This is a genomic window from Streptomyces sp. NPDC001843 (genome assembly GCF_042891955.1).
Taxonomy (GTDB): domain Bacteria; phylum Actinomycetota; class Actinomycetes; order Streptomycetales; family Streptomycetaceae; genus Streptomyces.
In genome coordinates this window covers 75,145-99,124 of sequence record NZ_JBIATQ010000020.1, presented here as the reverse complement: position 1 = coordinate 99,124, position 23,980 = coordinate 75,145, and the positions used below count along the sequence as shown (strand labels likewise).

General features: G+C 69.4%; 26 protein-coding genes. 14 read left to right on the top strand and 12 right to left on the bottom strand.

The window, feature by feature from the left end:
- The first annotated feature begins 8 nt into the window (after positions 1-8).
- From ACFYZQ_RS35925 to ACFYZQ_RS35905, 5 genes are all read left to right on the top strand, one after another.
- Entirely contained in the window at positions 9-740 is a 732-nt protein-coding gene (locus ACFYZQ_RS35925) for a response regulator (protein ID WP_389157286.1), read from the top strand.
- Between the two features lie 92 nt (positions 741-832).
- Complete coding sequence (locus ACFYZQ_RS35920; protein ID WP_389157283.1) at positions 833-1,063, top strand: hypothetical protein; 231 nt, start codon at positions 833-835, stop codon at positions 1,061-1,063.
- Positions 1,063-1,659, top strand: a complete 597-nt coding sequence (locus tag ACFYZQ_RS35915) for a pilus assembly protein TadG-related protein (RefSeq protein WP_389157280.1) — start codon at positions 1,063-1,065, stop codon at positions 1,657-1,659. The genes ACFYZQ_RS35920 and ACFYZQ_RS35915 overlap by 1 nt, the downstream gene beginning before the upstream one ends.
- A gap of 33 nt (positions 1,660-1,692) precedes the next feature.
- Positions 1,693-2,274: a hypothetical protein gene (locus ACFYZQ_RS35910; RefSeq protein ID WP_389157277.1), complete on the top strand. Its 582-nt coding sequence runs from the start codon at positions 1,693-1,695 to the stop codon at positions 2,272-2,274.
- Between the two features lie 40 nt (positions 2,275-2,314).
- Entirely contained in the window at positions 2,315-2,902 is a 588-nt protein-coding gene (locus ACFYZQ_RS35905) for an OmpA family protein (protein ID WP_389157322.1), read from the top strand.
- A 9-nt stretch (positions 2,903-2,911) separates the two neighbouring features.
- On the opposite strand, the gene ACFYZQ_RS35900 is transcribed toward ACFYZQ_RS35905, so the two are convergent.
- Genes ACFYZQ_RS35900 through ACFYZQ_RS35890 form a run of 3 tightly spaced genes read right to left on the bottom strand, consistent with a single transcriptional unit; the run spans position 2,912 to position 4,213 of the window.
- Positions 2,912-3,103, bottom strand: coding sequence for a hypothetical protein (locus tag ACFYZQ_RS35900; RefSeq protein ID WP_389157274.1), 192 nt, complete (start codon positions 3,101-3,103; stop codon positions 2,912-2,914).
- 56 nt (positions 3,104-3,159) lie between these two features.
- On the bottom strand, positions 3,160-3,351 hold the full coding sequence (locus tag ACFYZQ_RS35895; protein WP_389157271.1) for a hypothetical protein: 192 nt from the start codon (positions 3,349-3,351) through the stop codon (positions 3,160-3,162).
- A gap of 10 nt (positions 3,352-3,361) precedes the next feature.
- The gene (locus tag ACFYZQ_RS35890; RefSeq protein ID WP_389157268.1) at positions 3,362-4,213 is read right to left on the bottom strand and encodes a helix-turn-helix domain-containing protein; all 852 of its coding nucleotides are present in this window, start codon (positions 4,211-4,213) and stop codon (positions 3,362-3,364) included.
- Between the two features lie 272 nt (positions 4,214-4,485).
- Between ACFYZQ_RS35890 and ACFYZQ_RS35885 the strand changes: the two genes are divergently transcribed.
- The gene (locus tag ACFYZQ_RS35885) at positions 4,486-4,980 is read left to right on the top strand and encodes an ATP-binding protein (RefSeq protein WP_389157265.1); all 495 of its coding nucleotides are present in this window, start codon (positions 4,486-4,488) and stop codon (positions 4,978-4,980) included.
- A gap of 102 nt (positions 4,981-5,082) precedes the next feature.
- Here ACFYZQ_RS35885 and ACFYZQ_RS35880 read toward each other — a convergent pair whose 3' ends face one another.
- Positions 5,083-5,463, bottom strand: a complete 381-nt coding sequence (locus ACFYZQ_RS35880; protein ID WP_389157262.1) for a DUF192 domain-containing protein — start codon at positions 5,461-5,463, stop codon at positions 5,083-5,085.
- A gap of 60 nt (positions 5,464-5,523) precedes the next feature.
- Between ACFYZQ_RS35880 and ACFYZQ_RS35875 the strand changes: the two genes are divergently transcribed.
- The 6 genes from ACFYZQ_RS35875 (at position 5,524) to ACFYZQ_RS35850 (ending at position 12,639) form a co-directional block, all read left to right on the top strand.
- Complete coding sequence (locus ACFYZQ_RS35875) at positions 5,524-6,396, top strand: LLM class flavin-dependent oxidoreductase (RefSeq protein WP_389157259.1); 873 nt, start codon at positions 5,524-5,526, stop codon at positions 6,394-6,396.
- 41 nt (positions 6,397-6,437) lie between these two features.
- On the top strand, positions 6,438-6,917 hold the full coding sequence (locus ACFYZQ_RS35870; RefSeq protein WP_389157256.1) for a GNAT family N-acetyltransferase: 480 nt from the start codon (positions 6,438-6,440) through the stop codon (positions 6,915-6,917).
- Positions 6,918-7,555: 638 nt separating this feature from the next.
- Complete coding sequence (locus tag ACFYZQ_RS35865) at positions 7,556-8,329, top strand: isoprenyl transferase (RefSeq protein ID WP_389157254.1); 774 nt, start codon at positions 7,556-7,558, stop codon at positions 8,327-8,329.
- Positions 8,330-8,705: 376 nt separating this feature from the next.
- A complete protein-coding gene (locus ACFYZQ_RS35860; protein ID WP_389157252.1) occupies positions 8,706-10,031 on the top strand; it encodes a PhoH family protein in 1,326 nt (441 codons plus the stop codon).
- 420 nt (positions 10,032-10,451) lie between these two features.
- A complete protein-coding gene (locus ACFYZQ_RS35855) occupies positions 10,452-11,165 on the top strand; it encodes a transglycosylase SLT domain-containing protein (protein ID WP_389157249.1) in 714 nt (237 codons plus the stop codon).
- 160 nt (positions 11,166-11,325) lie between these two features.
- Entirely contained in the window at positions 11,326-12,639 is a 1,314-nt protein-coding gene (locus ACFYZQ_RS35850) for an AI-2E family transporter (protein ID WP_389157247.1), read from the top strand.
- Here ACFYZQ_RS35850 and ACFYZQ_RS35845 read toward each other — a convergent pair.
- The 4 genes from ACFYZQ_RS35845 to ACFYZQ_RS35830 are packed head-to-tail and all read right to left on the bottom strand — an operon-like array spanning position 12,607 to position 14,450.
- Complete coding sequence (locus ACFYZQ_RS35845) at positions 12,607-13,074, bottom strand: hypothetical protein (protein ID WP_389157245.1); 468 nt, start codon at positions 13,072-13,074, stop codon at positions 12,607-12,609. The two genes, ACFYZQ_RS35850 and ACFYZQ_RS35845, sit on opposite strands and share 33 nt — an antisense overlap.
- 48 nt (positions 13,075-13,122) lie before the next feature.
- Complete coding sequence (locus tag ACFYZQ_RS35840; RefSeq protein WP_389157243.1) at positions 13,123-13,338, bottom strand: hypothetical protein; 216 nt, start codon at positions 13,336-13,338, stop codon at positions 13,123-13,125.
- Between the two features lie 8 nt (positions 13,339-13,346).
- Positions 13,347-13,889, bottom strand: coding sequence for an alkyl hydroperoxide reductase (locus ACFYZQ_RS35835; RefSeq protein ID WP_389157240.1), 543 nt, complete (start codon positions 13,887-13,889; stop codon positions 13,347-13,349).
- Between the two features lie 6 nt (positions 13,890-13,895).
- Positions 13,896-14,450, bottom strand: coding sequence for a peroxiredoxin (locus ACFYZQ_RS35830; protein ID WP_389157238.1), 555 nt, complete (start codon positions 14,448-14,450; stop codon positions 13,896-13,898).
- Positions 14,451-14,590: 140 nt separating this feature from the next.
- On the opposite strand from ACFYZQ_RS35830, the gene ACFYZQ_RS35825 reads away from it, so the two are divergent.
- On the top strand, positions 14,591-15,538 hold the full coding sequence (locus tag ACFYZQ_RS35825; protein WP_389157236.1) for a LysR substrate-binding domain-containing protein: 948 nt from the start codon (positions 14,591-14,593) through the stop codon (positions 15,536-15,538).
- A gap of 33 nt (positions 15,539-15,571) precedes the next feature.
- Here ACFYZQ_RS35825 and ACFYZQ_RS35820 read toward each other — a convergent pair whose 3' ends face one another.
- The 3 genes from ACFYZQ_RS35820 to ACFYZQ_RS35810 are packed head-to-tail and all read right to left on the bottom strand — an operon-like array spanning position 15,572 to position 19,115.
- A complete protein-coding gene (locus tag ACFYZQ_RS35820) occupies positions 15,572-17,908 on the bottom strand; it encodes an ABC transporter permease (RefSeq protein WP_389157234.1) in 2,337 nt (778 codons plus the stop codon).
- Positions 17,905-18,594: an ABC transporter ATP-binding protein gene (locus tag ACFYZQ_RS35815; RefSeq protein WP_389157231.1), complete on the bottom strand. Its 690-nt coding sequence runs from the start codon at positions 18,592-18,594 to the stop codon at positions 17,905-17,907. Before ACFYZQ_RS35815 ends, ACFYZQ_RS35820 begins: the two co-directional genes overlap by 4 nt.
- Positions 18,591-19,115: a PadR family transcriptional regulator gene (locus tag ACFYZQ_RS35810; RefSeq protein WP_389157228.1), complete on the bottom strand. Its 525-nt coding sequence runs from the start codon at positions 19,113-19,115 to the stop codon at positions 18,591-18,593. The genes ACFYZQ_RS35815 and ACFYZQ_RS35810 overlap by 4 nt, the downstream gene beginning before the upstream one ends.
- 318 nt (positions 19,116-19,433) lie before the next feature.
- On the opposite strand from ACFYZQ_RS35810, the gene ACFYZQ_RS35805 reads away from it, so the two are divergent.
- Positions 19,434-21,830 carry a transglycosylase domain-containing protein gene (locus ACFYZQ_RS35805; RefSeq protein ID WP_389157225.1) on the top strand — a complete coding sequence of 799 codons (2,397 nt, stop codon included), beginning with the start codon at positions 19,434-19,436 and terminating at the stop codon, positions 21,828-21,830.
- 65 nt (positions 21,831-21,895) lie between these two features.
- Here ACFYZQ_RS35805 and ACFYZQ_RS35800 read toward each other — a convergent pair whose 3' ends face one another.
- A complete protein-coding gene (locus tag ACFYZQ_RS35800) occupies positions 21,896-23,977 on the bottom strand; it encodes a SpoIIE family protein phosphatase (protein WP_389157222.1) in 2,082 nt (693 codons plus the stop codon).
- Positions 23,978-23,980: the final 3 nt, after the last annotated feature.

The window sequence follows — 23,980 nt, the reverse complement described above, 5'->3', positions numbered from 1 at the left end:
GGCACCCGATGCCGCCGAATCCGAACTCGCCCTTGCGCATCGTGGTGGCCGACGACAACCCGGTGGTCCGGGCCGGCCTCACCGCCCTCCTCTCCGGCCGGGAGGACACCACGGTGGTCGCCGAGGCCGCCGACGGCCGCGAGGCCTGCGCCGCGGCCCGTCTCCACCGCCCCGACGTGATCCTCCTCGACGTCCGCATGCCCGGCGTGGACGGCCTCACCGCCCTCCCGGACCTGGTACCGCTGGCCCCGGTCATGATGCTGACGTACAGCCATGAGTCGGAGACGGTGCGGGAGGCCGTGCGGCTGGGGGCGGTCGGCTATCTGGTCCACGGTGAGTTCACGGTGGAGCAACTGGTCACAGCGGTACGGGACACCCGGGCGGGCCGGCCGCACTTCACGCCGAGCGCGGCGTCGGCGCTGGCCGCGGGGCGGTTGTCGTGCCCGCCTGCATCTGCACATGCGACCATGCAACTTCCTGCTGTCCCACGCCAAATAGCCCGATCGGGTCTTTCGCAAGTGCAATCCTATGTGGGACATTCAACGAGGTCGCAGTTCCGACTGAGCACGAGGGAGGCGGAGATCATGGACCTCATCGCGACGGGCATGAACAACCAGCAGATCGCCGCCGCGTGCTTCATCAGCGAGAAGACGGTCAAGAACCACATCAACCGCATCTTCGCCAAGCTCCAGAGCACCAGCCGCTCCCAGGCGGCCGCCAAGTGGCTGGGGGTGGCGTGAGATGTGGCGGGATTGGGCCCAGGGGCCCTGTGGTGGGTGGGGCATTCGGCCTTACGGTGCCCGGGTCGGTAGCGAACCCGGAGGGGAACACCATGAGCGACCTGATGCTGAAGACGGCCGTGGCGACCAAGGTTCGCGTCAACGGCTGGAAGAACACGACCGCCGAGGCGCTGCGGCGCCGGGCGGGCGACGGGGGGCAGACGGCGGTCGAGTATCTGGGGATCATCGCGGTGGTGGTGGCTATCGTGCTGGCGGTTACGGGGACCAGCATCGGTTCTGCGATCCTCGACAAGATCATGGCGCAGATCAACAAGATCGTTTAGTGCGCTCACGTCGTTACGACGATGCAGGGCAGGCCTTCCCCATCTACATCACAGTGGTGGCAGGCCTGCTCTTTCTCGCGTTCGCTTACCTTGCGGTGGGTCAAGCGGCGGTGAACCGGAACGGTGCCCAGACCGCTGCGGATGCGGCGGCTCTGGCGGCGGCCCAGAGCGCGCGGGAGCAGTTTGCGGCCAAGTGGGTGGAGGACGTGCTCGACCCGACCAAGTGGCAACGGGACCTGCATGGGGAGGTGGAGATCGATCCCAATCTCCCACGCTTGCGGGCCGACCAGCTCGCCGGGCACAACGACGCTGCTGTAACCCGCTACGGCGCTCCCGACCCGTTGACCTATGAGGTCGATGCCAAGACCAACAAGCGCGTTGGAGACTCCGTCGTTCCTGGCACGGAGAACTTGCAGTCAACAGCACACGCGAAAGCCGTGATAGAGCCCCTGTGCAAGCCGCCAGAGGATGACGCCCACAGCGATGCACTGCCACTGCTGACCTGCAAGGACGGGAATACCTGGGAGCCGGACCCCGACGATCTCACGAGTCTTCCAAAACCCGAGGACCTCTTCGACGTCCACCTGGCCGCCTAACATGCGAACGACGATTAAGAAGGAAGCAGAGCGATGAGCGTTCGGTTCACTGCGAAGGCCCGCAGGGGGATGGTCGCATTGACCGTTGCGGCCGGTCTGGCTGTCGGTATGGCGGGCTGCGGCGGGGGCGGCAGCGAGGACAAGAAACCGCAGACCTCGCCGTCCGCCTCGAAGGACACCGGATCGAAACCGAGCGCTCAAGAGGGCAAGTCGGACACGCCGTTGGCCGAACTCAAGGGACAGGGTGGCCTACTTCTCCAGATCACCTCTGCTGAACGGGACTCAGGTGGCTTTGTTACGGTGAACGGCGATCTGAAGAACGACGCGTCCCAGTCGCTGGTCATCCCGTCCGCTCTACGCGGCGATGAGACCGAGATTGTGCAGCACGGAACGTCGCTCGGCGGTGCCACCCTGGTGGACGCCAAAGGGAAGAAGCGCTACTACGTACTGCGGGATACAGATGGCCGGCCGCTGACGACCACTGGTCTCACCTCGATTCAGTCCGGTCAGACCATCCCCGTCTTCATGCAATTCCCCTCGCCCCCCGCAGGTACCTCCGAGGTAACCCTCCAACTACCCACCTTCTCCAGCGGCACGATCCAGATCTCCGGGTGAGCCCCCCGTGACCACAACCCGCCACCACCTCCCCCTCGCCGTGACCACCGCCGCCTTCCTCCTGCTCGCCCCCACAACGGCCCGCGCCGACGACACCAGCCCCAGCGTCCCCCCGGGCACCGAACCCTCCGCCTCAGCCCCGGTGAAGGTCGACCCCACCGACCCGGACCTCAAGCTCCCCGAGGGCGCCACCCTCGCGGATCCCAAGGTGCTGGACATCAAGTCGGTCGTCGAGGACCAGAGCGGGGACGAACGCCGCGAGGACACCAACGCGGACGTGAAGTTCGCGCTGCAGGCTGAGGTGCTGTTCGGCAAGGACAGCTTCAAGCTGAGCAACGACGCAAAGTCCCGCATCCAGGCCATCGCGGACGAGATCAAGAAGCAGAACGCGACCCAGGTCAGGGTCTTCGGCTTCACGGACAACCTGGGCTCCTCGGCCCACGGCGACGTCCTGTCGAGGCAGCGTGCCAACGCCGTGCAGGGCGTCCTCGACCAGGATCTGAACGACGCGAACATCACCTTCGAGGTACGGGGCTACGGCGAGCAGTACCCGATCGCGGACAACTCGACCGAGGAGGGCCGCAAGAAGAACCGCCGGGTGGAGGTCAGCTTCCCGCGCTCGGGGTAGCAGCCGGGCCTACAGGAGGTGGTCGGCCTTCCCGGCCTTGATCTCCAGGATGAGCGTACGGAGCGCTTCGCGGCTGTCGGTGACGAAGTCCTCCTCCTGCCCGGCGGCGGCGATGTAGGCGTTGCCTTGGGGGTCGGTGCCTATGCGGAAGCAGTTGTTGCCTTCGGCGCAGAAGGGGTCTTCCCAGGTGATGTCGGTCATGGCGGCTCCCTCAGAACTCTCGGGCGCGGAATCTCGGGGGATGACCGGGCGGTCACCTACAGCAGATGATCCGCCTTCCCGGCCTTGATCTCCAGGATGAGGGTGCGGAGCGCTTCGCGGGTGTCGGTGACGAAGTGCTCCTCCTGCCCGGCGACGGCGATGTAGGCGTTGCCTTGGGGGTCGGTGCCTATGCGGAAGCAGTTGTTTCCCTCGCCGCAGAAGGGGTCTTCCCAGCTGATGTCGGTCATGGTGGCTCCCTCAGAGTTCTCGGGCGACAGTCCGGACGAGGTCGCGGGAGGCCGCCGGTGACAGCGCCGCGTCGTCCATCCAATCCAAGTGGGCACGGTACTTGGTGAGCTGTGCCTCGGCGCCGGTGAATTCCGGACCGTGCGCGGAATCCAACTGCACGGTGTCCAGTTGGGGGACGATTCCGTCGGCATACAGCAGAGCGTGGCCCGCGCCAGGGAAATCACCCACGTTGCTGGGAATCACCCGGACATCGATGGTCTCGCGTTCGGACTGGGCGGCCAGGTGTTCCAGTTGGCGCCGGGTCGCCTCGGCGCCGCCGTACGGCATGCGCAGCGCGGCCTCATGGACGTACGCCACGTAGGGAAGCGGCTCGGCCCGTTCGAACACCTGTTGCCGCTTCATGCGGTGGTCCACCCGCAGTTCCACTTCCAGCCGGGTCAGGGCGGGGAGTACGGCAGCGAAGACGGCACGGGCGTACTCCTCGGTCTGGAGCAGCCCGGGTACATGCATCACCTGGGCCGTTCGCACTCGCGCGGCGTGCCACTCCAACTCCGCGATGTCCAACAGGCCGGCGGGCAGGGTGCCTCGGTAGTGCTCCCACCAACCCCGCGCCTTCTCGTCCGCCATCGCGGCCAGTGCTTCGACATAACGCTCGTCGGCGCAGTCATAGTTGCACGCGAGGGTGCGCACGCGCTCCGCCGAGAAGGGGCGGATCCCCGACTCCATGTTGGACAGCCGGGTCCGATCGATGCCGAGCAGTCCAGCGGCGTACTCCGTAGTGGCTCCCGCCGCGAGCCGCATCCTCCGCAACTCGGCGCCCAGCCGCTTCTGTCGCTCCGTCGGTGCGCTTCTCGTCGCCATGCCACCCCTTCGCCTGCCATGCGGTCGCCTCAGTCTGCCGGTCCACAGGTCAACGGTCCAACTCTCAAGGGGGTAATTATCTCCGAATAAGTGGACAACGTGACTCCTGCACTCCTACATTCAGTGACGGGCCGAACACGGCCCGGCGCCCCCCGGAAGCGCATCGCGCGAGCCTGCCCGCAACCTCCTGCCCTGGGAGGGGCGGGCCGCGTCAGGGAGACAGGCCACCGATCGAGGCGTCAACGCAAACCGACGACAAGGAAGTCGCCGCCATGCCCGCACACATGACGTCCTGCCTGGTCCCGCACTCCGCGGACCTGCCCCCGACGCCCTCCACCCCCGAAACCCTGGCCTACAGCTTCACGCTCCCCGCCTCCCCGCAGACTCCCGCGATCGCCAGAACGGCGGTCCGGACGATCCTCCAGGTCCACCACCTCGGGGAGCTCACGGATCCCGCCGTACAAGTGGTGAGCGAACTGACCGCATGCGCCTGCCGTTTCACCCCCTCCGCCGACATCTACGTATCGCTGCGCTACCGCGACGCCGCCCTCCGCGTGAGCCTCTTCGACGGCCACCCCCGCCACATCAACCCCCGCCTCGCCACCGCCTGCGACAGCCGCCGCCGGGCGGCGCTGCGGGTGCTCGCCTGCGTGGTCAGGGCATGCGAGGGCGACTGGGACTTCGGCGAAGCCCGCGAACCGGGCGGTGGCACGCGCATGTGGGCGGTGCTGCCCCGAACCGCAGCGAGTGCGTACCTCAGGACCTGACGTGTGCGATTGGAGGGAATGTCTCACGCCGAGACTTCCCCACCTGCGGATTCACCGACTGAGCCTGGCACATACCCACCAATTGCCACGGCCGCAGGCGTGTCAGTCTCCCTCGGCCCCGAGGTCGGCCTCCACCGCCACCCGCACCCCCACCCGAACCCCCCACCCCTCCATCGCCCCCGCCTCCGCCTCCAGCACATGCCGGGCGCGCAGGCGGGGCAGGCCCAGGCGGCCGGGGCGCATGGTGCGTACGGCGACGACCTTCAGTCGGCGGTCCAGGTAGGCGACGTCGATGGGTATCCGCATGCGGAAGGTGTGCACGCTGCCGGCCGGGGACAGGAGCATGGCCCCGTTCAGGGAGTCCCGGCCCAGCAGGCCCTTCGTCCGGGCACGGTAGGAGGCGGCGATCTCCAGGGGGATGCCGGCAGTGCCGCCGTCGCCCAGAACCGTGAGCCTGCCCCGCCCGTCCCGCCAGCGCCCCATGGGGCCGACCGTACCCAAATCGAGTTGTGGCGTATGCCACCGACGGGCTACGAAAGGCGCATGACTGCTCTCGGCGCCGTTTTCCGTCCCCAACTCCCCCCGGAGCGACTCCGATCCGTGGCCCGCATCGCGGACTCCACGGGGCTGGAGGAACTCTGGCTGTGGGAGGACTGCTTCCTGGAGGGCGGGATCTCCACGGCCGCCGCCGCGCTCGCGTGGACCGAGCGGGTGCGGATCGGGGTCGGACTGCTGCCCGTGCCGCTCCGGAACGTGGCCATCACCGCGATGGAGGCGGCCGCGCTGCACCGGATGTTCCCGGGGCGGGCGATCGTCGGCGTCGGCCACGGTGTGCAGGACTGGATGGGGCAGGTCGGCGCCCGCGCCGAGTCTCCGCTGACGTTGCTGAGGGAGCATCTCGAGGCGCTGCGGGCCCTGTTGGGCGGGCAGCGGGTCAGCGTCGACGGACGGTACGTGAAGCTCGACGGCGTCGCCCTCGACTGGCCCCCGGACGGTGCCGTCGAGGTCCTCGCCGGTGCCACCGGGCCCCGTACGCTGCGGCTGACCGGTGAGGCCGCCGACGGCACGATCCTCACGGCCGCCACGCCCCCGGACGGTGTACGCCGGGCGCGCCGGCTCATCGAGGAGGGCCGGGAGAAGGCGGGGCGTGCCGGGGCGCACAAGGTCGTCGTCTATCTCCTCACGGCGACCGGGCCCGGCGCCGCCGACCGCCTCCGTGCCGAACTCGTCGCGGAGGGACTGGAATCCGTCCCGGACCTCGGGGTCGCCGGGGACGCGGCAGCCGTCGCGGACGCCGTGCGGCGGCTCGCGGACGCGGGGGCCGACACGGTGGTCCTCCAGCCGACGGGGGACGAGCCGGATCCCGAGGGCTTCGTACGGTTCACCGCCGAGGAGGTCCGGCCGCTCCTGCCGTAGCGCGGCAGCCGTTGTCAGTGGCCCCGGCCACACTCGTCGCCATGACCGAGAAGCACGAAGACATCGCGCTGCGAGAGGTGGCCGACGCCGACCTCGAGTGGTTCCTGGCGTACGAGCACGAGCCCGAGGCCCTCCTGCGGTCGCGGTTCACGCCCCGGCCGCGGGAGAGGTTCATGGCCCACTGGCGCGAGAGCGTCCTCGGGGATCCCGACTGCCTCGTGCGGACCGTCACCGTGGACGCCGAGGCGGCCGGTCATGTCGTGTCCTGGTGGGAGGGCGACCGCCGCTTCCTCGGCTACTGGCTCGGACGGCCGTACTGGGGGAGGGGCGTAGGCAGTCGCGCGCTGACACTCTTTCTCCAGCAGGAGCGGGTGCGGCCCCTGTACGCCGATCCCTTCTCCGGGAACACCGCCTCCGTACGCCTCCTGGAGAAGCGCGGCTTCCAACGCGAGGGCACGCTGCGGCACGGTGACGACGAGCACGTGCTGCTGGTGCTCCGCGAAACGGTGGCGCGGCGGTAGTGGCCACCTGTCATCCACCCGGAGTTTCCACATTGTTATCGACCGCGACTCGCATCCGTGCGGCCGGTCGACTAAGTTCAGACCAAGGTAATTCGCGTAAGCAAAGCTGCGTGAGTGGTGCCGCGCAGCGGAGGGGGCTGCGCGGTGCTCGAATCCCGTCAAGGGACGCGTCAAGCGGCCGTTCGCGACCGGGTCGCCCGTCGGGGGGATGGGGGAGACAAGTGGTCGAGTGGGTCTGATGAGGGCCTAAATCCTCTGGATCCACCCGTAAACGGCTCGTTTGCCTGGGAATCGGCTGCGTTTCGGCTGTTCGAACCCCTTGAATGAAGCGTTCCGCGCTCACCGCCGCGTCGCCGGGCGACTTCGGAGAGTAGTTGTGAGGCGCGGATGCACGCATTCGCCCTTACGAAGGGTTATGGTGGAAGCCCCCCCCTCGGGCCGGTCCGTCTCCCCCCCCACGGACCGGCCCGTTTTTCTTCCCACGGGGGCGGCCTCGCAAGCGGTCTTCCGGCGGGTTCCCAAGCGGCCTCCCGGTGGCCTCCCAAGGGCGGGGCCCGGGGGCAGGAATCCACCGCCGAAGCCCCGCAGGGGTAGGCTGCGCCCGCGGGGACCGCCACACCGGAGGGGCTGACGAACACGTGAACCTGCGCGACAAGCTGCGCAGTCTGCTGGTCAGGCTGTACGCACGCCGGGTGGAGGGCCACCTGGACCACGCTCAGGTGCCCAAGCACATCGGGGTCATCATGGACGGCAATCGCCGGTGGGCGAAGGCCGCCGGCTCCAGCACCGTCCACGGCCACCGGGCCGGTGCCGAGAAGATCGAGGAATTCCTCGGCTGGTGCTCCGAGACCGACGTCGAGGTCGTCACGCTCTGGCTGCTGTCGACGGACAACCTCGACCGGCCCAAGGAGGAACTCGTTCCCCTCCTCGGCATCATCGAGGACGTCGTGCGCACGCTGGCCGCCGACGGCCGCTGGCGGGTGCACCATGTCGGCACGCCCGACATCCTGCCCTCCCAGATGCAGAGGACGCTGAAGGAGGCCGAGGAGGCCACCGCGCACGTCGACGGAATACTGGTCAACGTCGCCATCGGCTACGGCGGCCGCCAGGAGATCGCCGACGCGGTCCGCTCGATGCTCCACGACGCCCAGGACAAGGGCCTGTCCCTGGAGGACGTGGCCGAGTCCGTCGACGTCGACATGATCGGCCGTCACCTCTACACCCGCGCCCAGCCCGACCCCGACCTGGTGATCCGCACCAGCGGTGAGCAGCGGCTGTCCGGATTCATGCTGTGGCAGACCGCCCATTCGGAGTACTACTTCTGCGAGGTCTTCTGGCCGGCCTTCCGCAAGGTCGACTTCCTGCGCGCCCTGCGCGACTACGCCGCACGTCATCGGCGTTACGGCGGCTGATCCGAGGGAACCCGACCCCAGGACGTACCCCCGGGGTGAAAGGCGCTCGTATACCCCATTTCGAGCGGGTGTAACAAGGAGTTCACCGGCGCGCTGTCCCATGCTCTTGCATGGCGCCGCTTGTTCGAGGGCATAAGCCAAGCAGGTCGACACCCGAACCACGGGCGTCGCATCTCAGCGGACGGCTCGGGGCCGTCCGCCCGGGAGGCCCTTTGCACCAGCCCGACCGTGCGGTCACAGCACGGACGCAGCCGCGGAGGGCCGGTTCTCGGCCCGCCACGCGCCAGGGCCGGCTACCGGCCCGACTGGTTCCCGCCCACCCGGCCCAGTCTCACTTCGTCGCTCCCCGACCTCATCCGAGGGGGTACGTCCTTCCGTGGTGACCAGCACAAAGCGCCACAAGCCAGACCGGCGCACCTATGTTCTCGACACCAGCGTCCTGCTGGCCGACCCGAACGCCCTCACCCGGTTCGAGGAGCACGAGGTCGTGCTCCCGATCGTCGTGGTGACGGAGCTGGAGGCCAAGCGGCACCATCCCGAACTCGGCTACTTCGCCCGGCAGGCCCTGCGCCTGCTCGACGACTACCGGGTGAAGCACGGTCGCCTCGACGCCCCCATCCCGATCGGGGAACTCGGCGGGACCGTCCGTGTCGAGCTCAACCACTCGGACCCCAGCGTTCTGCCGACCGGCTACCGCCTGGGGGACAACGACTCCCGCATCCTCGCGGTCGCCCGCAACCTGCAGGCCGAGGGGTACGACGTCACCGTCGTGTCGAAGGACCTGCCCCTGAGGATCAAGGCGTCCTCCGTGGGGCTCCTCGCGGAGGAGTACCGGGCCGAACTCGCCATCACGGACTCCTCCGGCTGGACCGGGATGTCCGAAGTGACGCTGCCCGGCGAGCAGGTGGACATCCTCTTCGAGGAAGGCCACGTGTACGTGCCGGAGGTCTCCGAACTCCCGGTGCACACCGGTCTGACGATCCAGTCGGAGCGAGGCAAGGCGCTCGGCCGGGTCACCGCCGAGGGCAACGTCCGGCTGGTGCGCGGCGACCGTGAGGCGTTCGGCATCAAGGGCCGCAGCGCCGAGCAGCGGATCGCGCTCGACCTGCTCCTCGACCCCGACGTCGGCATCGTCTCGATGGGCGGCCGGGCCGGCACCGGCAAGTCGGCGCTGGCGCTGTGCGCGGGCCTGGAGGCGGTCCTGGAGCGCCGTCAGCACCAGAAGGTGATGGTCTTCCGTCCGCTGTACGCGGTCGGCGGGCAGGAGCTCGGCTATCTGCCCGGCTCCGAGGCCGAGAAGATGAGCCCCTGGGCCCAGGCGGTCTTCGACACCCTCTCGGCGGTCACCAGCCGCGAGGTCATCGAGGAGGTCACCGCGCGCGGGATGCTGGAGGTCCTGCCGCTCACCCACATCCGCGGGCGCTCGCTGCACGACGCGTTCGTGATCGTGGACGAGGCGCAGTCACTCGAACGGAATGTCCTGCTGACCGTTCTGTCCCGAATCGGCGCCAATTCACGGGTCGTTCTGACCCATGACGTGGCGCAAAGGGACAATTTGCGCGTCGGTCGCTACGACGGCGTGGTCGCCGTCGTGGAGAAGCTGAAGGGTCATCCGCTCTTCGCGCACGTCACGCTGACGCGGTCCGAGAGGTCCCAGATCGCCGCACTTGTGACCGAAATGCTCGAAGAGGGTCACATCTGACCCGAGTGACCAACATGGGTGACTGACCAGCCAGTTGGCGCCGTCCGGCAAAAGGCCGAGAGCCTAGCCGGGCGGCGCCGTCGTGTGTGGCCGTTTCTGGAAATCCGCTGGACCAAACCGGATGTGAGCTTTCACACGCAACTCGGAATTGCCACCCGGCGTCCGGTTACGGCAGAGTCTCATTCCTGTCAGGCCCCGCATACGACACACCTGTACCCCCAGCGGTACGGCAACACCGGAACACCACGTCCAACTCCATAGCGATGTCGTATGCCGCCCGAGCATCACACGGCACTCCCCAGCGGGGAGTTGTCCCACCGGGCCCGTGCCTCCCGTGACCCCGCAGTTGGGAGGCCAGTGTCAGGGGCACGATTGCGTCCGCCAGGGTCACCGAAGCGGGCGATGCTGGAAGGAAACCGTGTGAGCCGGATTTCGGTCCGGGGATTCGCAGTGGCCTCGGCCACCGCGGTCACCGCCGTCGGAAGCGTCGTCGGAGTTGCCTCGGGCAGCGTCGCGCAGAACAACGACGCCGAGCCGACGGCTGCCGACACCACGCTTCTCGCCGACCTCCCCGCGGGTCAGCAGGCCCAGGTGCAGACCGCGTCCCTGACGCAGCAGGCGGACACCGCGGCCATCGCGGCGGACGCGAGCGCCAAGAAGGACGCCGAGGAAGCTGCCCGCAAGGCGGCCGCCCACACGGCGATCCAGAAGAAGGCGGCCGCCGAGCAGGCGGCCAAGGAAGCCAAGGAAGCGAAGGCGGCCAAGGAGCGCGCCGAGACGAAGTCCGCGGCCAGCCGTGACGACGTCCGCGACGCATCCAGCTTCCCGGTGCAGAGCTCCTACACCGTCGCGCAGGTCCAGGCGATGGCGCGTCAGATCGTGCCGGCCGGGCAGTTCCAGTGCTTCAGCAACATCGTGGACCACGAGTCCACCTGGAACTACAAGGCGGTCAACCCCTCCTCGGGCGCCTACGGTCTCGTCCAGGCCCTGCCCGGCTCGAAGATGTCGTCCGTCGGCGCCGACTGGCAGACCAACCCGGCCACGCAGATCAAGTGGGGCCTCAACTACATGAACGTGCGTTACGGCAGCCCGTGTGACGCCTGGTCGTACTGGCAGGCCAACGGCAACTACTGATCGGTCCACACCGGTTGCGGTGCTTCCGGAACGACATCTCAACCTTGTGCAGCCCCTCCCCGTCCTAGGGTGAGGGGCTGCTGCCCTGTACGGTCGGACACGACGACTCCAGAGGGGAGTGGTGAGGCGTATCCGGGGACGCGGGGGAAGAGGACGGATCATGTCACGAGTGCCAGTGTGGCTCGGCAAACTCGGTGCAGGTCTCACCGAGGTGAGCGGGCGCCTGGACGAGCGCCGCGCCGAGGTGGAACGCGAGAACGACCCTGATCCCTCGCACACCCCGCCGGAACCCTCCGCCTCCGGCCCCGCCGCCGACTCGAACCCGGCGCCGGTCGCACGCAGGGCCGCGCCCCCGGCCGGCCCGCGTCCCGACCCCGCCGAGGCGGTGCCCTGGGGGGTGCGGGTGGCGGCCGAAGCCGGCTGGCGGCTGCTGGTCCTCGCCGGCACCCTCTGGGTCCTGATGCGGGTCATCAGCGCGATCCAGCTGGTGGTGTTCGCCTTCGTCATCGCCCTGCTGGTGACCGCGCTGCTGCAGCCGACGGTCGCCCGGCTCACCCGTCGCGGAGTGCCGCGCGGCCCGGCCACCGCGCTCACCGCCATCAGCGGGTTCGTCGTCATCGGGCTCATGGGCTGGTTCGTGACCTGGCAGGTCATCGAGAACATCGACACGCTCTCCACCCAGATCCAGTCCGGCATCGACGACCTGCGGGACTGGCTGCTGAAGAGCCCGTTCCACGTCACGGACAAGCAGATCAACCAGATCGCGAAGAACCTCCGTGAGGCGATCGGCGCCAACGCCGACCAGATAACGTCCGCGGGCCTGGAGGGCGTTCAGGTCATCATCGAGGGCCTCACCAGCATCCTGCTGGTGTTCTTCTCGACCCTGTTCCTCCTCTACGACGGCAAGCGCATCTGGGAGTGGTTCCTGAAGCTGGTGCCCGCCGCGGCCCGCCCGGGTGTGGCCGGCGCCGGTCCGCGCGCCTGGCGCACCCTGACCGCCTATGTGCGCGGAACGGTCCTGGTCGCCCTGATAGACGCGGTCTTCATCGGCATCGGCATCTACTTCCTCGACGTGCCGATGGCTGTCCCGCTGGCCGTCTTCATCTTCCTGTTCTCGTTCATCCCGCTCGTCGGCGCCGTCGCCTCCGGCGCGCTCGCGGTGATGGTGGCGCTGGTCACCCAGGGTGTCTTCGCGGCCGTCATGACCCTCGCGGTCGTGCTCGCGGTCCAGCAGATCGAGGGCCACGTCCTGCAGCCGTTCATCCTCGGGCGCGCGGTCCGCGTCCACCCGCTGGCCGTCGTCCTCACGGTCGCGGCAGGCGGCATGGTGGCCGGCATCGGCGGCGCGGTGGTGGCCGTACCCCTCGTAGCGGTGACGAACACCGTGGTGGGGTACCTGCGCGCGTACTCGGCGGAAGCGGTCGCACGACAGAGCGAGCCGTCAGCCGTAGAAGACGACCATGGAGCCGAGTAGCAGCGCGGCCGAGGCCGCGACAGCCGGAATCCGGTAACGGCCCCACGCGGCGAGGGCGAACGAGGAGGACCAGGCCCCGCCCATGAGGGCGACAGCCCACCAGCCGGCCGTCGCGTGTGCGGCCGCGAGGGGGACCGGCGCCAGCACGAGCGTCGGCGGGATGACGGCGAGCCGCGGCCGGATGCCCAGCCTCTTGTACACGACGAGCAGCACGATCAGGGAGGCCGTGAACAGGAGCGGGACGGCTGTCAGCCCCCATCCGGTGAAGCAGAGGCTGTCGGTCGTCCGGCAGATCCGGTCGCTGCGCTGCTCGGCCCATGACAGGTAGGCCGCGGAACCGGCGGCCAGAACCGCTCCCGTGACGGCGGTCCCCAGCACCCGCGGCAGGACAGGTTGTGGTTCCGCGGGCTGTGGTTCCGTGCCGGAGGTGCTCACGTCCTGCAGCCTTTCAGGCGCAACGGCCGGGTGCCTGAGTACGGATACTCAGGATGCGGGCCCCGGCCATGTGGGTACCTTCCCGGCCTCCGACGCAGGGTGGAACCCGAGGTTGTGGTTCCACACCGCGGTGAACCGGTTCTCCACGTAGACGGGGCTGTCGTCGTTGACGGTGCTCTTCTGGCCGTCCTTGTGGACCTCGTTCCACTTGATGGGTGCACGACGGCCCCCGCCCATCGGATGGGCGGGGGCCGTCGTGCACATGGGGCGGGTTACTCGGCCGGCTCGGCCATGACCGCCTCCGCGTCGAGCGTCACGCCGACCGCCTGAACCACCGAGGCGATCTTGAACGCCTCCTGGATGACCTCACGGTCGAGGCCGGCCTTGCGCAGCACCTGCTCGTGGGAGTCGAGGCACATGCCGCAGCCGTTGATGGCGGAGACCGCGAACGACCAGAGCTCGAAGTCGACCTTGTCGACCCCGGGGTTGCCGATGACGTTCATCCGCAGGCCCGCCCGCAGGGTGCCGTACTCGTGGTCCGACAGCAGGTGACGGGTGCGGTAGAAGACGTTGTTCATCGCCATGACCGCCGCGGCGGCCTTCGCCGCCGTGTAGGCCTCCGGCGTGAGGTTCGCCTTGGCCTCGGGCTCCAGCTCGCGCAGCACGATCGGGGAACGGGAGGCGATCGCCGTCGCCAGCACCGTGCCCCACAGCTGCTGCGCCGGCAGGTCGGAGTTGCCGATGACCGAGCCCAGGTTGAGCTTCAGGTCCTTGGCGTAGTCCGGTATCCGGGACTTGAGGGAGTCGAGCGACATGTCAGATCACTCCCCGGACAGCAGCTTGACCGGGTCGAGCGTCTCGTCGCCCTTGCTCCAGTTGCAGGGGCACAGCTCGTCCGTCTGCAGGGCGTCCAGCACCCGCAGGACCTCCTTGGGGTTACGGCCGACCGAGCCCGCCGTCACCATGGAGAACTGGATCTCGTTGTTCTGGTCCACGATGAAGACCGCGCGCTTGGCGAAGCCCTCCTCGTCCTCGATGCCCAGCTCGCGCATCAGCTCGTGCTTGGAGTCGGCCATCATCGGGAAGGGCAGGTCGCGCAGGTCGTCGTGGTCCTTGCGCCAGGCGTGGTGGACGAACTCGGAGTCACCGGAGAAGCCGAGAACCTGGGCGTCGCGGTCGGCGAACTCCTCGTTCAGCTTGCCGAACGCGGCGATCTCGGTCGGGCACACGAAGGTGAAGTCCTTGGGCCAGGCGAAGATCACTTTCCACTTGCCCTCGTAGGTCTTGTGGTCGATCTTCTCGAACTCCTTGCCCTTCTCCAGGGAGACACAGGCGGTCAGTTCGAACTCGGGGAACTTGTCACCGACAGTGAGCACACGCTCTCCTTGCAGCGAGGGAAACATCCGGATTGCGGGTGTTTCCCATGGGTTGGACGATCTTCATGTTGGCACAGGCGGCATTGATTCGGGAAATAGCTACACTCGGTCGGGTTGATCGGAGGTGGCTATCAGTGACCATGGGCAGCGGTAAACGGCGCCGGCCCAGCCTTTCCCAACTGCGCGCGTTCGCCGCCGTGGCGGAGCACCTGCACTTCAGGGACGCGGCGGCGGCCATCGGCATGAGCCAGCCCGCGCTGTCCGGTGCGGTGTCGTCCCTCGAGGAGACCCTCGGGGTCACGCTCCTCGAGCGTACGACGCGCAAGGTGCTGCTCTCACCCGCCGGTGAGCGTCTGGCCGTACGGGCGAAGGCGGTGCTGGAGGAGGTCGGGGCGCTGCTCGAGGAGGCCGAGGCGGTACGGGCGCCGTTCACGGGCGTGCTGCGGCTCGGGGTCATCCCGACGGTCGCGCCCTATCTGCTGCCCACCGTCATCGACCTGGTCCACGACCGCTACCCGGACCTCGACCTCCAGGTCCACGAGGAGCAGACCGCCAACCTGATCGAGGGGCTGACCAGCGGTCGGCTCGACCTGCTGCTCCTCGCCGTTCCCCTCGGCGTCCCCGGTGTCACCGAACTGCCCCTGTTCGACGAGGACTTCGTGCTCGTCACCCCCCTCGATCACTGGCTCGGCGGCCGGGAGGGCATACCGCGCGAGGCCCTCAAGGAACTCAACCTGCTCCTCCTCGACGAGGGGCACTGCCTGCGCGACCAGGCGCTCGACATCTGCCGGGAGGCGGGGCGGGAGGACGCCCCGGTCACCACCACGGCGGCGGGTCTGTCGACCCTGGTCCAGCTCGTCGCGGGCGGACTCGGCTGCACCCTGCTCCCGCGCACCGCCCTCAAGGTCGAGGCGACGCGCAGCAACCAGCTCCTCGCGGGATACTTCGCCGAGCCCGCCCCGAGCCGCCGGATAGCCCTCGCCATGCGCGCCGGCGCGGCCCGCGGCGCGGAGTACCAGGAGCTCGCGGCCGCTCTGCGCGAGGCGTTGCGGCCGCTGCCCGTACGGGTCCTGGGGGAGAGGAGCTAACGCCCGCCCCGCCGCACCCCGCCCCGTCGCACGTCACTCCGTCCGCAGCCCCTCGGGCCGCATCAGCCGCAGCAGCGGCGGCAGGCTGAGCAGGGTCACCGCGAGGACGACCGCCGCGCCGGCGCCGGTCATCGACAGGACGCTCGCCCAGTCGACGCGCACGGGTGTGTCCGTCATACGGAGCAGTACCGCGCCGAGCGTCAGGCCCACCGTGGAGGCGAGCAGCAGGCCGAGCGCGACCGGGACGGCCGTCTGCCACAGGACGGACAGGCTCAGCGTGCGGCGGCGGGTGCCGAAGGCGATCAGCGCGGAGAGCAGCTTCTTGCGCTCGCGCAACTGCTCCAGCTGCGACACCAGCAGGCTCGCCCCGATCAGCGCCAGCACGCAGACGGCGCCGACGAGCAGACCGGTGCGGATGGAGGTGAACCGGGCGGAGCGCTGGCCGGCCGACCACACCATGGCGTCCGCCAGCGGGGAGAGCTGCGCGGTGGTGTTGCGCACGTACTCCTCCACATCCGGCACGGACCTGTCCAGCGACAGGTAGACGTGCTGGTACAGAGTCCCGGCCGCTGCCGCGGGCACCGCTCCGGTGGTCATCATGATGCCGACGCGCCGCTCGTTCGTCGGGTCGACGATGGACCGGGCCTGCTTGATGTGCGGGGGCACGGTCCAGGCGATCTCCTTGCCTCGCGTGCCGTCGTACGACGCGTCGAAGTACAGTGTCCGGCCGGGACGCGCGAGCTTCGACGTGTTCCTGCTGTCGTCGTCGTCGCCTCCCTCGAGGACGAAGACGTCACCGTCCCGGCAGGACGGCAGCTCGGCCACCTCGCGCAGCGCGTCGCAGTCGCCGACGGTGAGTGGGCTGGAGGTCTCGGGATTCCTGCGCGTGGTCGCGAGATCGCCGCCGGCCAGGGCGCTGGCCTTGCGCACGCCCTTGGTGTCGGCGAACTTCCGGGCTGCCACGTTCATGTGGACCCCGGTCGGCACGAACACCTCCATCTGGGCCCGTGACAGGTCGTTCGTCGAGCGCTTGGTGTACTGGCTGTCCACGCCGGCGAACAGCATCTGCAGGGCGATCGCCCCGGCCACCGCGACGGCGATGCCGTTGACCATGCGTGCGGCCGTTCCGCTGCTCAACTGCAGTCTTCGTACGGCAAGTTGCCAGGCGACGCTACCGGAGCCGAGCCGGGCGACGACCGTCTCCACCACCCACGGCAGCAGCGCGGTGACTCCGACCAGCAGCAGGATGACGCCACCGGCGACCAGGTAATTGTTGAAGTTCCCGTTGTCGTGGCCCTTTCCGAACATCGGGTAGAGCATCCCGAGCCCGGCCAGCGGCAGCAGCAGCCGCCACCACAGGCGCCGGCGGGCCGGTCGTGCCGTACGGACCACGCCCAGCGGCTCGATGACCACCCCGCGCAGCGCGAACAGCGTGACCGCCACGGCCGCCGCCGGGACCGTGACCGCGACCAGGGCGGCGAGCAGGGGGGAGGGGTTGAGGTAGCTGGGGAAGACGCTGAAGTCCATGATCTCGACGGAGCCCGTCGCCTCACGGCCGATCAGGAAGAAGACCGTGCCGAGGGCCAGGCCGAGCAGCGCACCCGCGAGGGCCTCGCCCGCCGCGATCCGGCGGACCATCCCGCTGTCGGAGCCGACCAGCCGCAGCGCGGCCAGCCTGCGGTCGCGCCGCTCGCCGCCGAACCGTACGGCCGCGGCGATGAACACGGCGACCGGCATGAGCAGGACGACGAAGACGACGAGGGTGAGCAGGAGCAGCACCGGGTCCGACTCCTGCGGCGACGGGTGGGGGTCGCCGTAGCGGTCGATACGGGCCACCTCGGAGTGGTCGATCTTCGTCGCGAGCCCCTTGACGCCCGCGTAGTAGAAGAGCTCGTGGGAGCCGACCAGCCCCCTCTCGCCGATGGTGCCGGCGATCCGGTACGGCAGCCGTTCCCGCAGCAGTTTCCCGCCGTCGGAGGCCAGCAGCGACTTCAGCGCGGGGGAGACCACCATCTCGCCGGTCGCCGGGTACTTCTCCACACCGGGCGGCAGCGGCGCGCGCGCCCCCTCGGGCTCCACCAGGCGCCCGTGGACCTCGCTGTCCCGGAACTCGGAGTCCCTGTCGCTGATGACGAGGGTGTCGTCCGCCTTGGGTATGGTCTTCTGGTTGAACGTGTAGTCCAGCCGCGCCTCCTCACGCTCGTGCCGCACCGTGAGCGCGTTCGGTATCGCCGTCGTCATCAGCAGCAGCGCCACGCCGAGCCCGACGCCGACGCCCGTCAGCAGCATCCGTACCCAGCCCTCGCGTCCGCCGGTGACGGCGAACCGGGCCCCCATGGCCAGATCCCTGGACCACTGACGCACGTTCATATGGCGCGCTCCATGTCGCGCGACTTGCCGTCCCGGACCACGATCTCGCGGTCGGAGTAGGCGGCCACCCGGGCCTCGTGCGTCACCAGCACCACGGCCGCGTTGGTCGACCGGGCCGCGTCCGTCAGCAGTTCCATCACACGCTCGCCGTTGAGCGAGTCGAGCGCGCCGGTCGGCTCGTCGGCGAACAGCACCCGGGGATCGGTGACGAGCGCCCGTGCCACCGCGACCCGCTGCCCCTGTCCGCCGGAGACCTCGCCGGGCCGCTTGCCCTTGAGGTCGTCGACCTCCAGCCGCTCCATCCAGGTGAGCGCGGTGCGCTCGGCCTGCTTGCGGGACGTGCCGTTCAGCCGCAGCGGCAGCGCCACGTTCTCCACGCAAGTCAGCTCGGGCACCAGCTGGCCGAACTGGAAGACGAACCCGAACTCGCTGCGCCTGAGCGCACTGCGCTGGGCGTCGCTCATCGTGGCGAGCTCCCGCCCGTCGTAGAGGATCGAGCCGGAGTCGGGCGGCACGATCCCGGCGAGACAGTGCAGCAGTGTCGACTTTCCGGATCCCGAGGGGCCCATCACGGCGACGACCTCGCCCGGGTGGATGGAGAACCCGGCGCCGTCCAGGGCGAGGGTCGGACCGTAGGCCTTGCGGAGGTCCTCGGCGGCGAGCAGGGAGCCAGGGGGAGGAGTCATCGGGTTACCGCCTCACGGAGCTTGTCGAGGCGCGCGGCGGTCAGCTCCAGCCAGCGCAGGTCGGCCTCGAGGTGGAAGAGGGCGTGGTCGCAGATCAACTGGTCCGCGAGGTCGCCCCGGCGCTTGCGGTCGGTCAGGATCCGCATGCCGCGCAGATGCTCGGAACGCTGGGTGTCGAGGATGTCGGCGGCGTTCCGGTGGGTGAGCAGCGCGAGCACGACCTTGGTGTACAGGGTCGACTGGAGGTACGGCTCCGGCTGCTCCGGCGTCGCCAGCCACCGCTCCACGTCGGTGATGCCGGCCTCCGTGATCGCGTACCGCTTGCGCTCGGGCCCGTCGCCCGCCTCGATCCCGTCGACCTCGACGAGGCCGTTCTTCAGCAGTCGGGACATCGTCGAATAGACCTGGCCGTAGTGCAGTGGCCGGTCGTGACCGAACTTGTCGTCGAAGGCCCGCTTCAGGTCGTAGCCGTGGCGCGGGCCGGACTCCAGGAGCCCCAGAAGGGTGTGACCGATGGACATGCCCGCACTCTACACACGGTGTATACGCGGCATGTATACGCCGAGTGTGTAGCTCGTGGCGGGCAGTGCAGCCCTGCAGGTGGGGGTTGATTGTCACGGTTCTGCTACACGGCGGGAACGGGCTCTTTCCGGGGACTTGGCTGTTCGGAGCAACCCTGCGACCCCGTGGACCGTCGGTTCCCTTGGGGGGAGTACTGGTTGCCCCGCGATGGCGTGCTGATTGTCACGTCCGTAAAAGAGCGGATCGTATCTCCTTTGTCATATAGAGCGGTGTTAGCTTTCAGAGCTGACCAGAGACGGAAGCGAGCGTAGGGATTCATGGGACGAGCGGAAGAGAGACGAGCGCGACAGCGCGGTGGCCGCCGCGCGGCGCCCAAGCGCCACCGCTCGCAGCCCACGGTGAACGCCCAGGCCGTGACGGACGCCCAGCCGTCGGCGAACGCGGAACCCACGGCGCACATCAGCCGGGCCGCGGCGAGAGGCAGGGCCGCCAAGCCCGCCAAGCCCGCCAAGGGCCGGATACGCAGGCTGTTCACCTGGAAGAAGATCCTCGGCACGGTCCTCGGACTGTGCCTGCTGGGCATCGCCGGGTTCATCGCGCTCTACCTGTCCGTCGACATCCCCGCGTCGGCCAACAAGCTCGCGCAGGGCGAGAGCAACGTCTACAAGTACAGCGACGGCAAGATCCTGGCCCGTGACGGCGCGATCAACCGGGAGTCCGTGGACCTGTCGAAGGTGCCCAGGAAGGTCCAGCTCACCTTCGTGGCGGCGGAGAACAAAAGCTTCTACCACGACAACGGCATCGACCTCCGGGGCACCGCCCGCGGCCTGCTCAACACCCTGTCCGGCAAGGGCAAGCAGGGTGGTTCGACGATCACCCAGCAGTACGTCAAGAACTACTACCTCGACCAGGACCAGACCGTCACGCGCAAGCTGAAGGAACTGGTCATCTCGTTGAAGGTGGACCGCGAGGAGCACAAGGACGACATCCTCGCCGGCTACATCAACACCAGCTACTACGGCCGCGGCGCCTACGGCATCCAGGCCGCCGCCCAGGCCTACTACGGCGTCGACGCCGAGAAACTCAGCGTCCCGCAGGGCGCCTACCTCGCCGCACTGCTCCAGGCGCCGAGCCAGTACGACTGGCAGGCCGCCACCCCCACCGGCAGGAAGCTGGTGCAGGCGCGCTGGAACTACGTCCTGAACAACATGGTCGAGGAACACTGGCTGGACGCCGCCAAGCGCAAGGCCATGACGTTCCCGAAGCCCAACGAACCCAAGGGTGACCCGGGCCTGAGCGGCCAGAAGGGCTACCTGGTCGCTCTCGCCAACACGCAGCTGGAGCAGCAGCTGATGAAGAAGGAGGACCTCTCCCAGTCCGACGCGGAGGCGAAGATCCGCAGGCAGGGCTGGACCATCACCCTGAACATCGACAAGAAGAAGCAGGCCGCGCTGGAGCAGGCCGTCAAGGTCCAGCTGAACAGCAAGCTCGACCCGAAGAAGCGCAAGGTCGACGACGACGTCCAAGCCGGGGCCGTCTCGGTCGACCCCAAGACCGGCAGGATCGTCGCCCTGTACGGCGGCCGGGACTACCTCAAGCACTTCTACAACAACGCCACACGCAGGGACTACCAGCCCGCGTCGACGTTCAAGCCGGTGATCCTCGCCGCGGCGTTGGAGGACAACGCGAAGACGCAGGACGGCAAACCGATCACCCCCGACACGGTCTACGACGGCACCAGTGGCCGCCAGGTCGTGGACAACGGCACCAAGGTCGGCTTCGGCCCGCCCAACGAGGACAAACAAAGCTACGGCCCGATCACCGTCCAGCGGGCGATGAACCTGTCCGTCAACTCCGTCTTCGCGCAGATGGGCGTCGACGTGGGCATGAAAGAGGTCATGTCCACGGCGAACAAGCTCGGTATGGACACCAAGGGCATGCAGGCGGTGCCCGCGCAGACGCTGGGCTCCATGGGCGCCAGCCCGCTGGAGATGGCCGGGATCTACGCCACCTTCGACAACCACGGCACGAAGGTGACACCCACCATCGTCAAGTCGGCCGAGAAGAAGGGCAGCGAGATCGAGATGCCCGACCCGATCGGCAGCGAGGTGCTCAGCCGGACGGCCGCCGACACGGTGACCTCGGTACTGACCGGCGTGGTCGACGACGGTACGGCCAAGAGGTCCGTGGCGGACAACCCGCTGCGCGACGGCCAGCAGGTGGCCGGCAAGACGGGTACGTCGGACAACAACAAGTCCGCCTGGTTCACCGGCTACACACCCGACCTGGTCACCTCTGTGGGCCTGTTCGGCGAGGCCAAGAAGGGCGGCGCCCAGGTTCCGCTGTACCACGCCGGCGGCGAGCCACGCGTCAACGGCGGTACGTTCCCGGCGGAGATCTGGGCGGCGTACACCTTCGGCGTCACGCAGAAGGCCAAGTTCGACCTCGACACCACGCAGGGCGCGGCGGTCGAGCCGACGAAGAGCCCCACCCACTCCCCGCCGCCGGCCCCGAGCACGTCCGCGCCGCACAGCTCCGCGCCGCCGTCCTCCCCGCCCCCGTCGTCCTCGTCACCGTCGGCACCGCCGAGCAGCAGCCCGCCGCCGTCGTCCGAACCTCCGTCGTCATCGCCACCGGCGAGCCCGTCGAACTCGGCGACGACGCCCGACAACCCGGAAGACCCGATCAACCCGCTCAGGCGCAGCGGCCAGTAGCGCGAGGAACGCGAAAGGGCGCCCGGTGGGAACCGGGCGCCCTTCGCTCTGTCTCGGAGGAGACCTCAGGTCCGGTTCAGCTCGAACCAGACCACCTTGCCGGTGCTCAGCCGGGTCGCGCCCCAGCGCCGGGCCAGCCGGTTCACCAGGTACAGGCCGCGCCCGCCCTCGTCCGTGGCACGCGCCTGACGCAGCCGCGGCAACTGGGGCACGTCGTCGCCGACCTCGCAGCGCAGCACGTCGGTGCGCAACAGCCGCAGGGTGACCGGGCGGGAGGCGTAGCGCACCGCGTTGGTGACCACCTCGCTGACCAGCAGCTCGACCGAGTCACTGAGCTCCTCCAGGCCCCAGCGGGCCAGCGCCCGCCGGGCCAGCCGGCGGGCCCGGCCGGGGGCCGCGTCCTCCGGCTCCAGGAACCAGTACGCCACGTCGCTCGGCGCGATCCCGTCGAAACGGGCGGCGAGCAGCGCGATGTCGTCGTCCCGGTCGCCCGGACCGAGCATGTCGAGCACCTCGTCGCACAGGGCCTCGAGCGGCGGCGGATGGTCCGGTCCGGTCAGCTGGGCGGTCGCCGCCAGCTTCTCGCGCAGTTGCTCTATGCCGGTCCACACGTCCCTCAGCCGGGACTCCACCAGTCCGTCGGTGTAGAGCAGCAGCGTGGCCCCGGCCGGCGCGTCCAGCTCGACGGCCTCGAAGTCGACGCCGCCGACGCCGATGGGCGCACCCGCCGGCACCCGCAGCACCTCGGCCCGCCCGCCCAGATGCAGCAGGACCGGCGGCGGATGACCGGCGTTGGCGATGGTGATCCGGTGCGAGACCGGGTCGTACACGGCGTACAGGCAGGTCGCCATCCGGTCGGTGCCCAGGCGCTGCGCCTGCTCGTCCAGGTGGTGCAGCACCTCCTGCGGGGGCAGGTCGAGCCCGGCGAGGGTCTGCGCGGTCGTCCGCAGCTGGCCCATGATCGCCGCCGAGGTCATGGAGTGGCCCATCACATCGCCGACGACGAGGGCGACCCGGCTGCCGGGCAGCGGGATCGCGTCGTACCAGTCGCCGCCGACCCGTGCGGTCTCCGCGGCCGGCAGATAGCGCGAGGCCAGCCGCACACCGGTCGGGCGGGGCAGCGTCTCCGGCAGCATGGTGCGCTGCAGCTCGTCGGCGATGTACGCCTCGCGGCCGTAGAGCACCGCCTTGTCGATGCCGAGCGCGCTGTGCGTGGCGAGCTGGGCGGCGACCAGCAGGTCGTCGGCCTCGAACGCCAGCCGCTCCGTGCGGCGCAGGAACAGCGCGGCACCGATGACCCGGCGCCGGCCGCGCAGCGGGGCGAGGATCGCGTGCCGGCCGTCGGGGACGAGCGACTCGCCGCCCTCGCCCAGCAGCTCGGGCAGCGCGGCACGGGCGGCGGGCGAGTCGGCGAACACCGGACGCACCCCCCGCAGCACCTCGTTGAGCGCGCCGCCGGGCCGCACCTCGCACAGCTCGGCGGTCACCGACGACAGCTCCGGGAGCTCGCCCTCCGCCGCCGGCGCGGGCAGGAAACCGCCCTCGGTGTCCCGTTCCTCCGGGATCCGGTCGGTGCGGCGCAGCCGCAGCAGCACCGGCCCGGTCGGACGTTCGTCACCGATCGGCAGCGGGTCGCGCAGATAGACGAGGATCGCGTCCGAGAACGTCGGCACCGTGGCCCGGCACAGGCCCATCACGATCTCGTCGAGATCGAGACCACGGGCGATCCGCCGGGTCGCGGCACCCACGAAGCGCAGCCGGTCGCCGTCCCGCCGCATGGGAAGCGGCCGTCCCGGCGGCAGTCCCCGCCCGGTACGGCGTTCCTGCCCGCCGGAACCGTCCTGCTGCTCGGCGACCGGCTGGAGAGGGATGTGCTCGGCCGCGGGCCGCGGGCGGTGTGTGTCCGGTTCCGCCGCGGAGGGCTGGGCGTGCTCGGGGCCGTTGACTGGAAGCTCCTTCCCCTTGCCGCAGGGCGTCGTGGTACCGGGCGAGGAGGGCGTCTCGCCGGCGCGGGCCTGTGCGGGTAATGCGGTGGGGCCGAGCGTCGTCGGGGTATGCAGGAGCGCCCCGCGGGGCTCCGCGGGGGCGACGCCCGCCTGGGGGCGCTCGTATGAGGTCGGCTGCTCCGTCACGCGTGTCGAATCCATCCG

Bases quoted from the DNA above. Each gene is read 5' to 3' on its own strand.
- ACFYZQ_RS35925 (WP_389157286.1), top strand. From the start codon at position 9: ATGCCGCCGAATCCGAACTCGCCCTTGCGCATCGTGGTGGCCGACGAC.
- ACFYZQ_RS35920 (WP_389157283.1), top strand. From the start codon at position 833: ATGAGCGACCTGATGCTGAAGACGGCCGTGGCGACCAAGGTTCGCGTC.
- ACFYZQ_RS35910 (WP_389157277.1), top strand. From the start codon at position 1,693: ATGAGCGTTCGGTTCACTGCGAAGGCCCGCAGGGGGATGGTCGCATTG.
- ACFYZQ_RS35900 (WP_389157274.1), bottom strand. From the start codon at position 3,103: ATGACCGACATCACCTGGGAAGACCCCTTCTGCGCCGAAGGCAACAAC.
- ACFYZQ_RS35895 (WP_389157271.1), bottom strand. From the start codon at position 3,351: ATGACCGACATCAGCTGGGAAGACCCCTTCTGCGGCGAGGGAAACAAC.
- ACFYZQ_RS35890 (WP_389157268.1), bottom strand. From the start codon at position 4,213: ATGGCGACGAGAAGCGCACCGACGGAGCGACAGAAGCGGCTGGGCGCC.
- ACFYZQ_RS35885 (WP_389157265.1), top strand. From the start codon at position 4,486: ATGCCCGCACACATGACGTCCTGCCTGGTCCCGCACTCCGCGGACCTG.
- ACFYZQ_RS35880 (WP_389157262.1), bottom strand. From the start codon at position 5,463: ATGGGGCGCTGGCGGGACGGGCGGGGCAGGCTCACGGTTCTGGGCGAC.
- ACFYZQ_RS35875 (WP_389157259.1), top strand. From the start codon at position 5,524: ATGACTGCTCTCGGCGCCGTTTTCCGTCCCCAACTCCCCCCGGAGCGA.
- ACFYZQ_RS35870 (WP_389157256.1), top strand. From the start codon at position 6,438: ATGACCGAGAAGCACGAAGACATCGCGCTGCGAGAGGTGGCCGACGCC.
- ACFYZQ_RS35850 (WP_389157247.1), top strand. From the start codon at position 11,326: ATGTCACGAGTGCCAGTGTGGCTCGGCAAACTCGGTGCAGGTCTCACC.
- ACFYZQ_RS35840 (WP_389157243.1), bottom strand. From the start codon at position 13,338: ATGTGCACGACGGCCCCCGCCCATCCGATGGGCGGGGGCCGTCGTGCA.
- ACFYZQ_RS35835 (WP_389157240.1), bottom strand. From the start codon at position 13,889: ATGTCGCTCGACTCCCTCAAGTCCCGGATACCGGACTACGCCAAGGAC.
- ACFYZQ_RS35825 (WP_389157236.1), top strand. From the start codon at position 14,591: ATGGGCAGCGGTAAACGGCGCCGGCCCAGCCTTTCCCAACTGCGCGCG.
- ACFYZQ_RS35820 (WP_389157234.1), bottom strand. From the start codon at position 17,908: ATGAACGTGCGTCAGTGGTCCAGGGATCTGGCCATGGGGGCCCGGTTC.
- ACFYZQ_RS35815 (WP_389157231.1), bottom strand. From the start codon at position 18,594: ATGACTCCTCCCCCTGGCTCCCTGCTCGCCGCCGAGGACCTCCGCAAG.
- ACFYZQ_RS35810 (WP_389157228.1), bottom strand. From the start codon at position 19,115: ATGTCCATCGGTCACACCCTTCTGGGGCTCCTGGAGTCCGGCCCGCGC.
- ACFYZQ_RS35805 (WP_389157225.1), top strand. From the start codon at position 19,434: ATGGGACGAGCGGAAGAGAGACGAGCGCGACAGCGCGGTGGCCGCCGC.
- ACFYZQ_RS35800 (WP_389157222.1), bottom strand. From the start codon at position 23,977: ATGGATTCGACACGCGTGACGGAGCAGCCGACCTCATACGAGCGCCCC.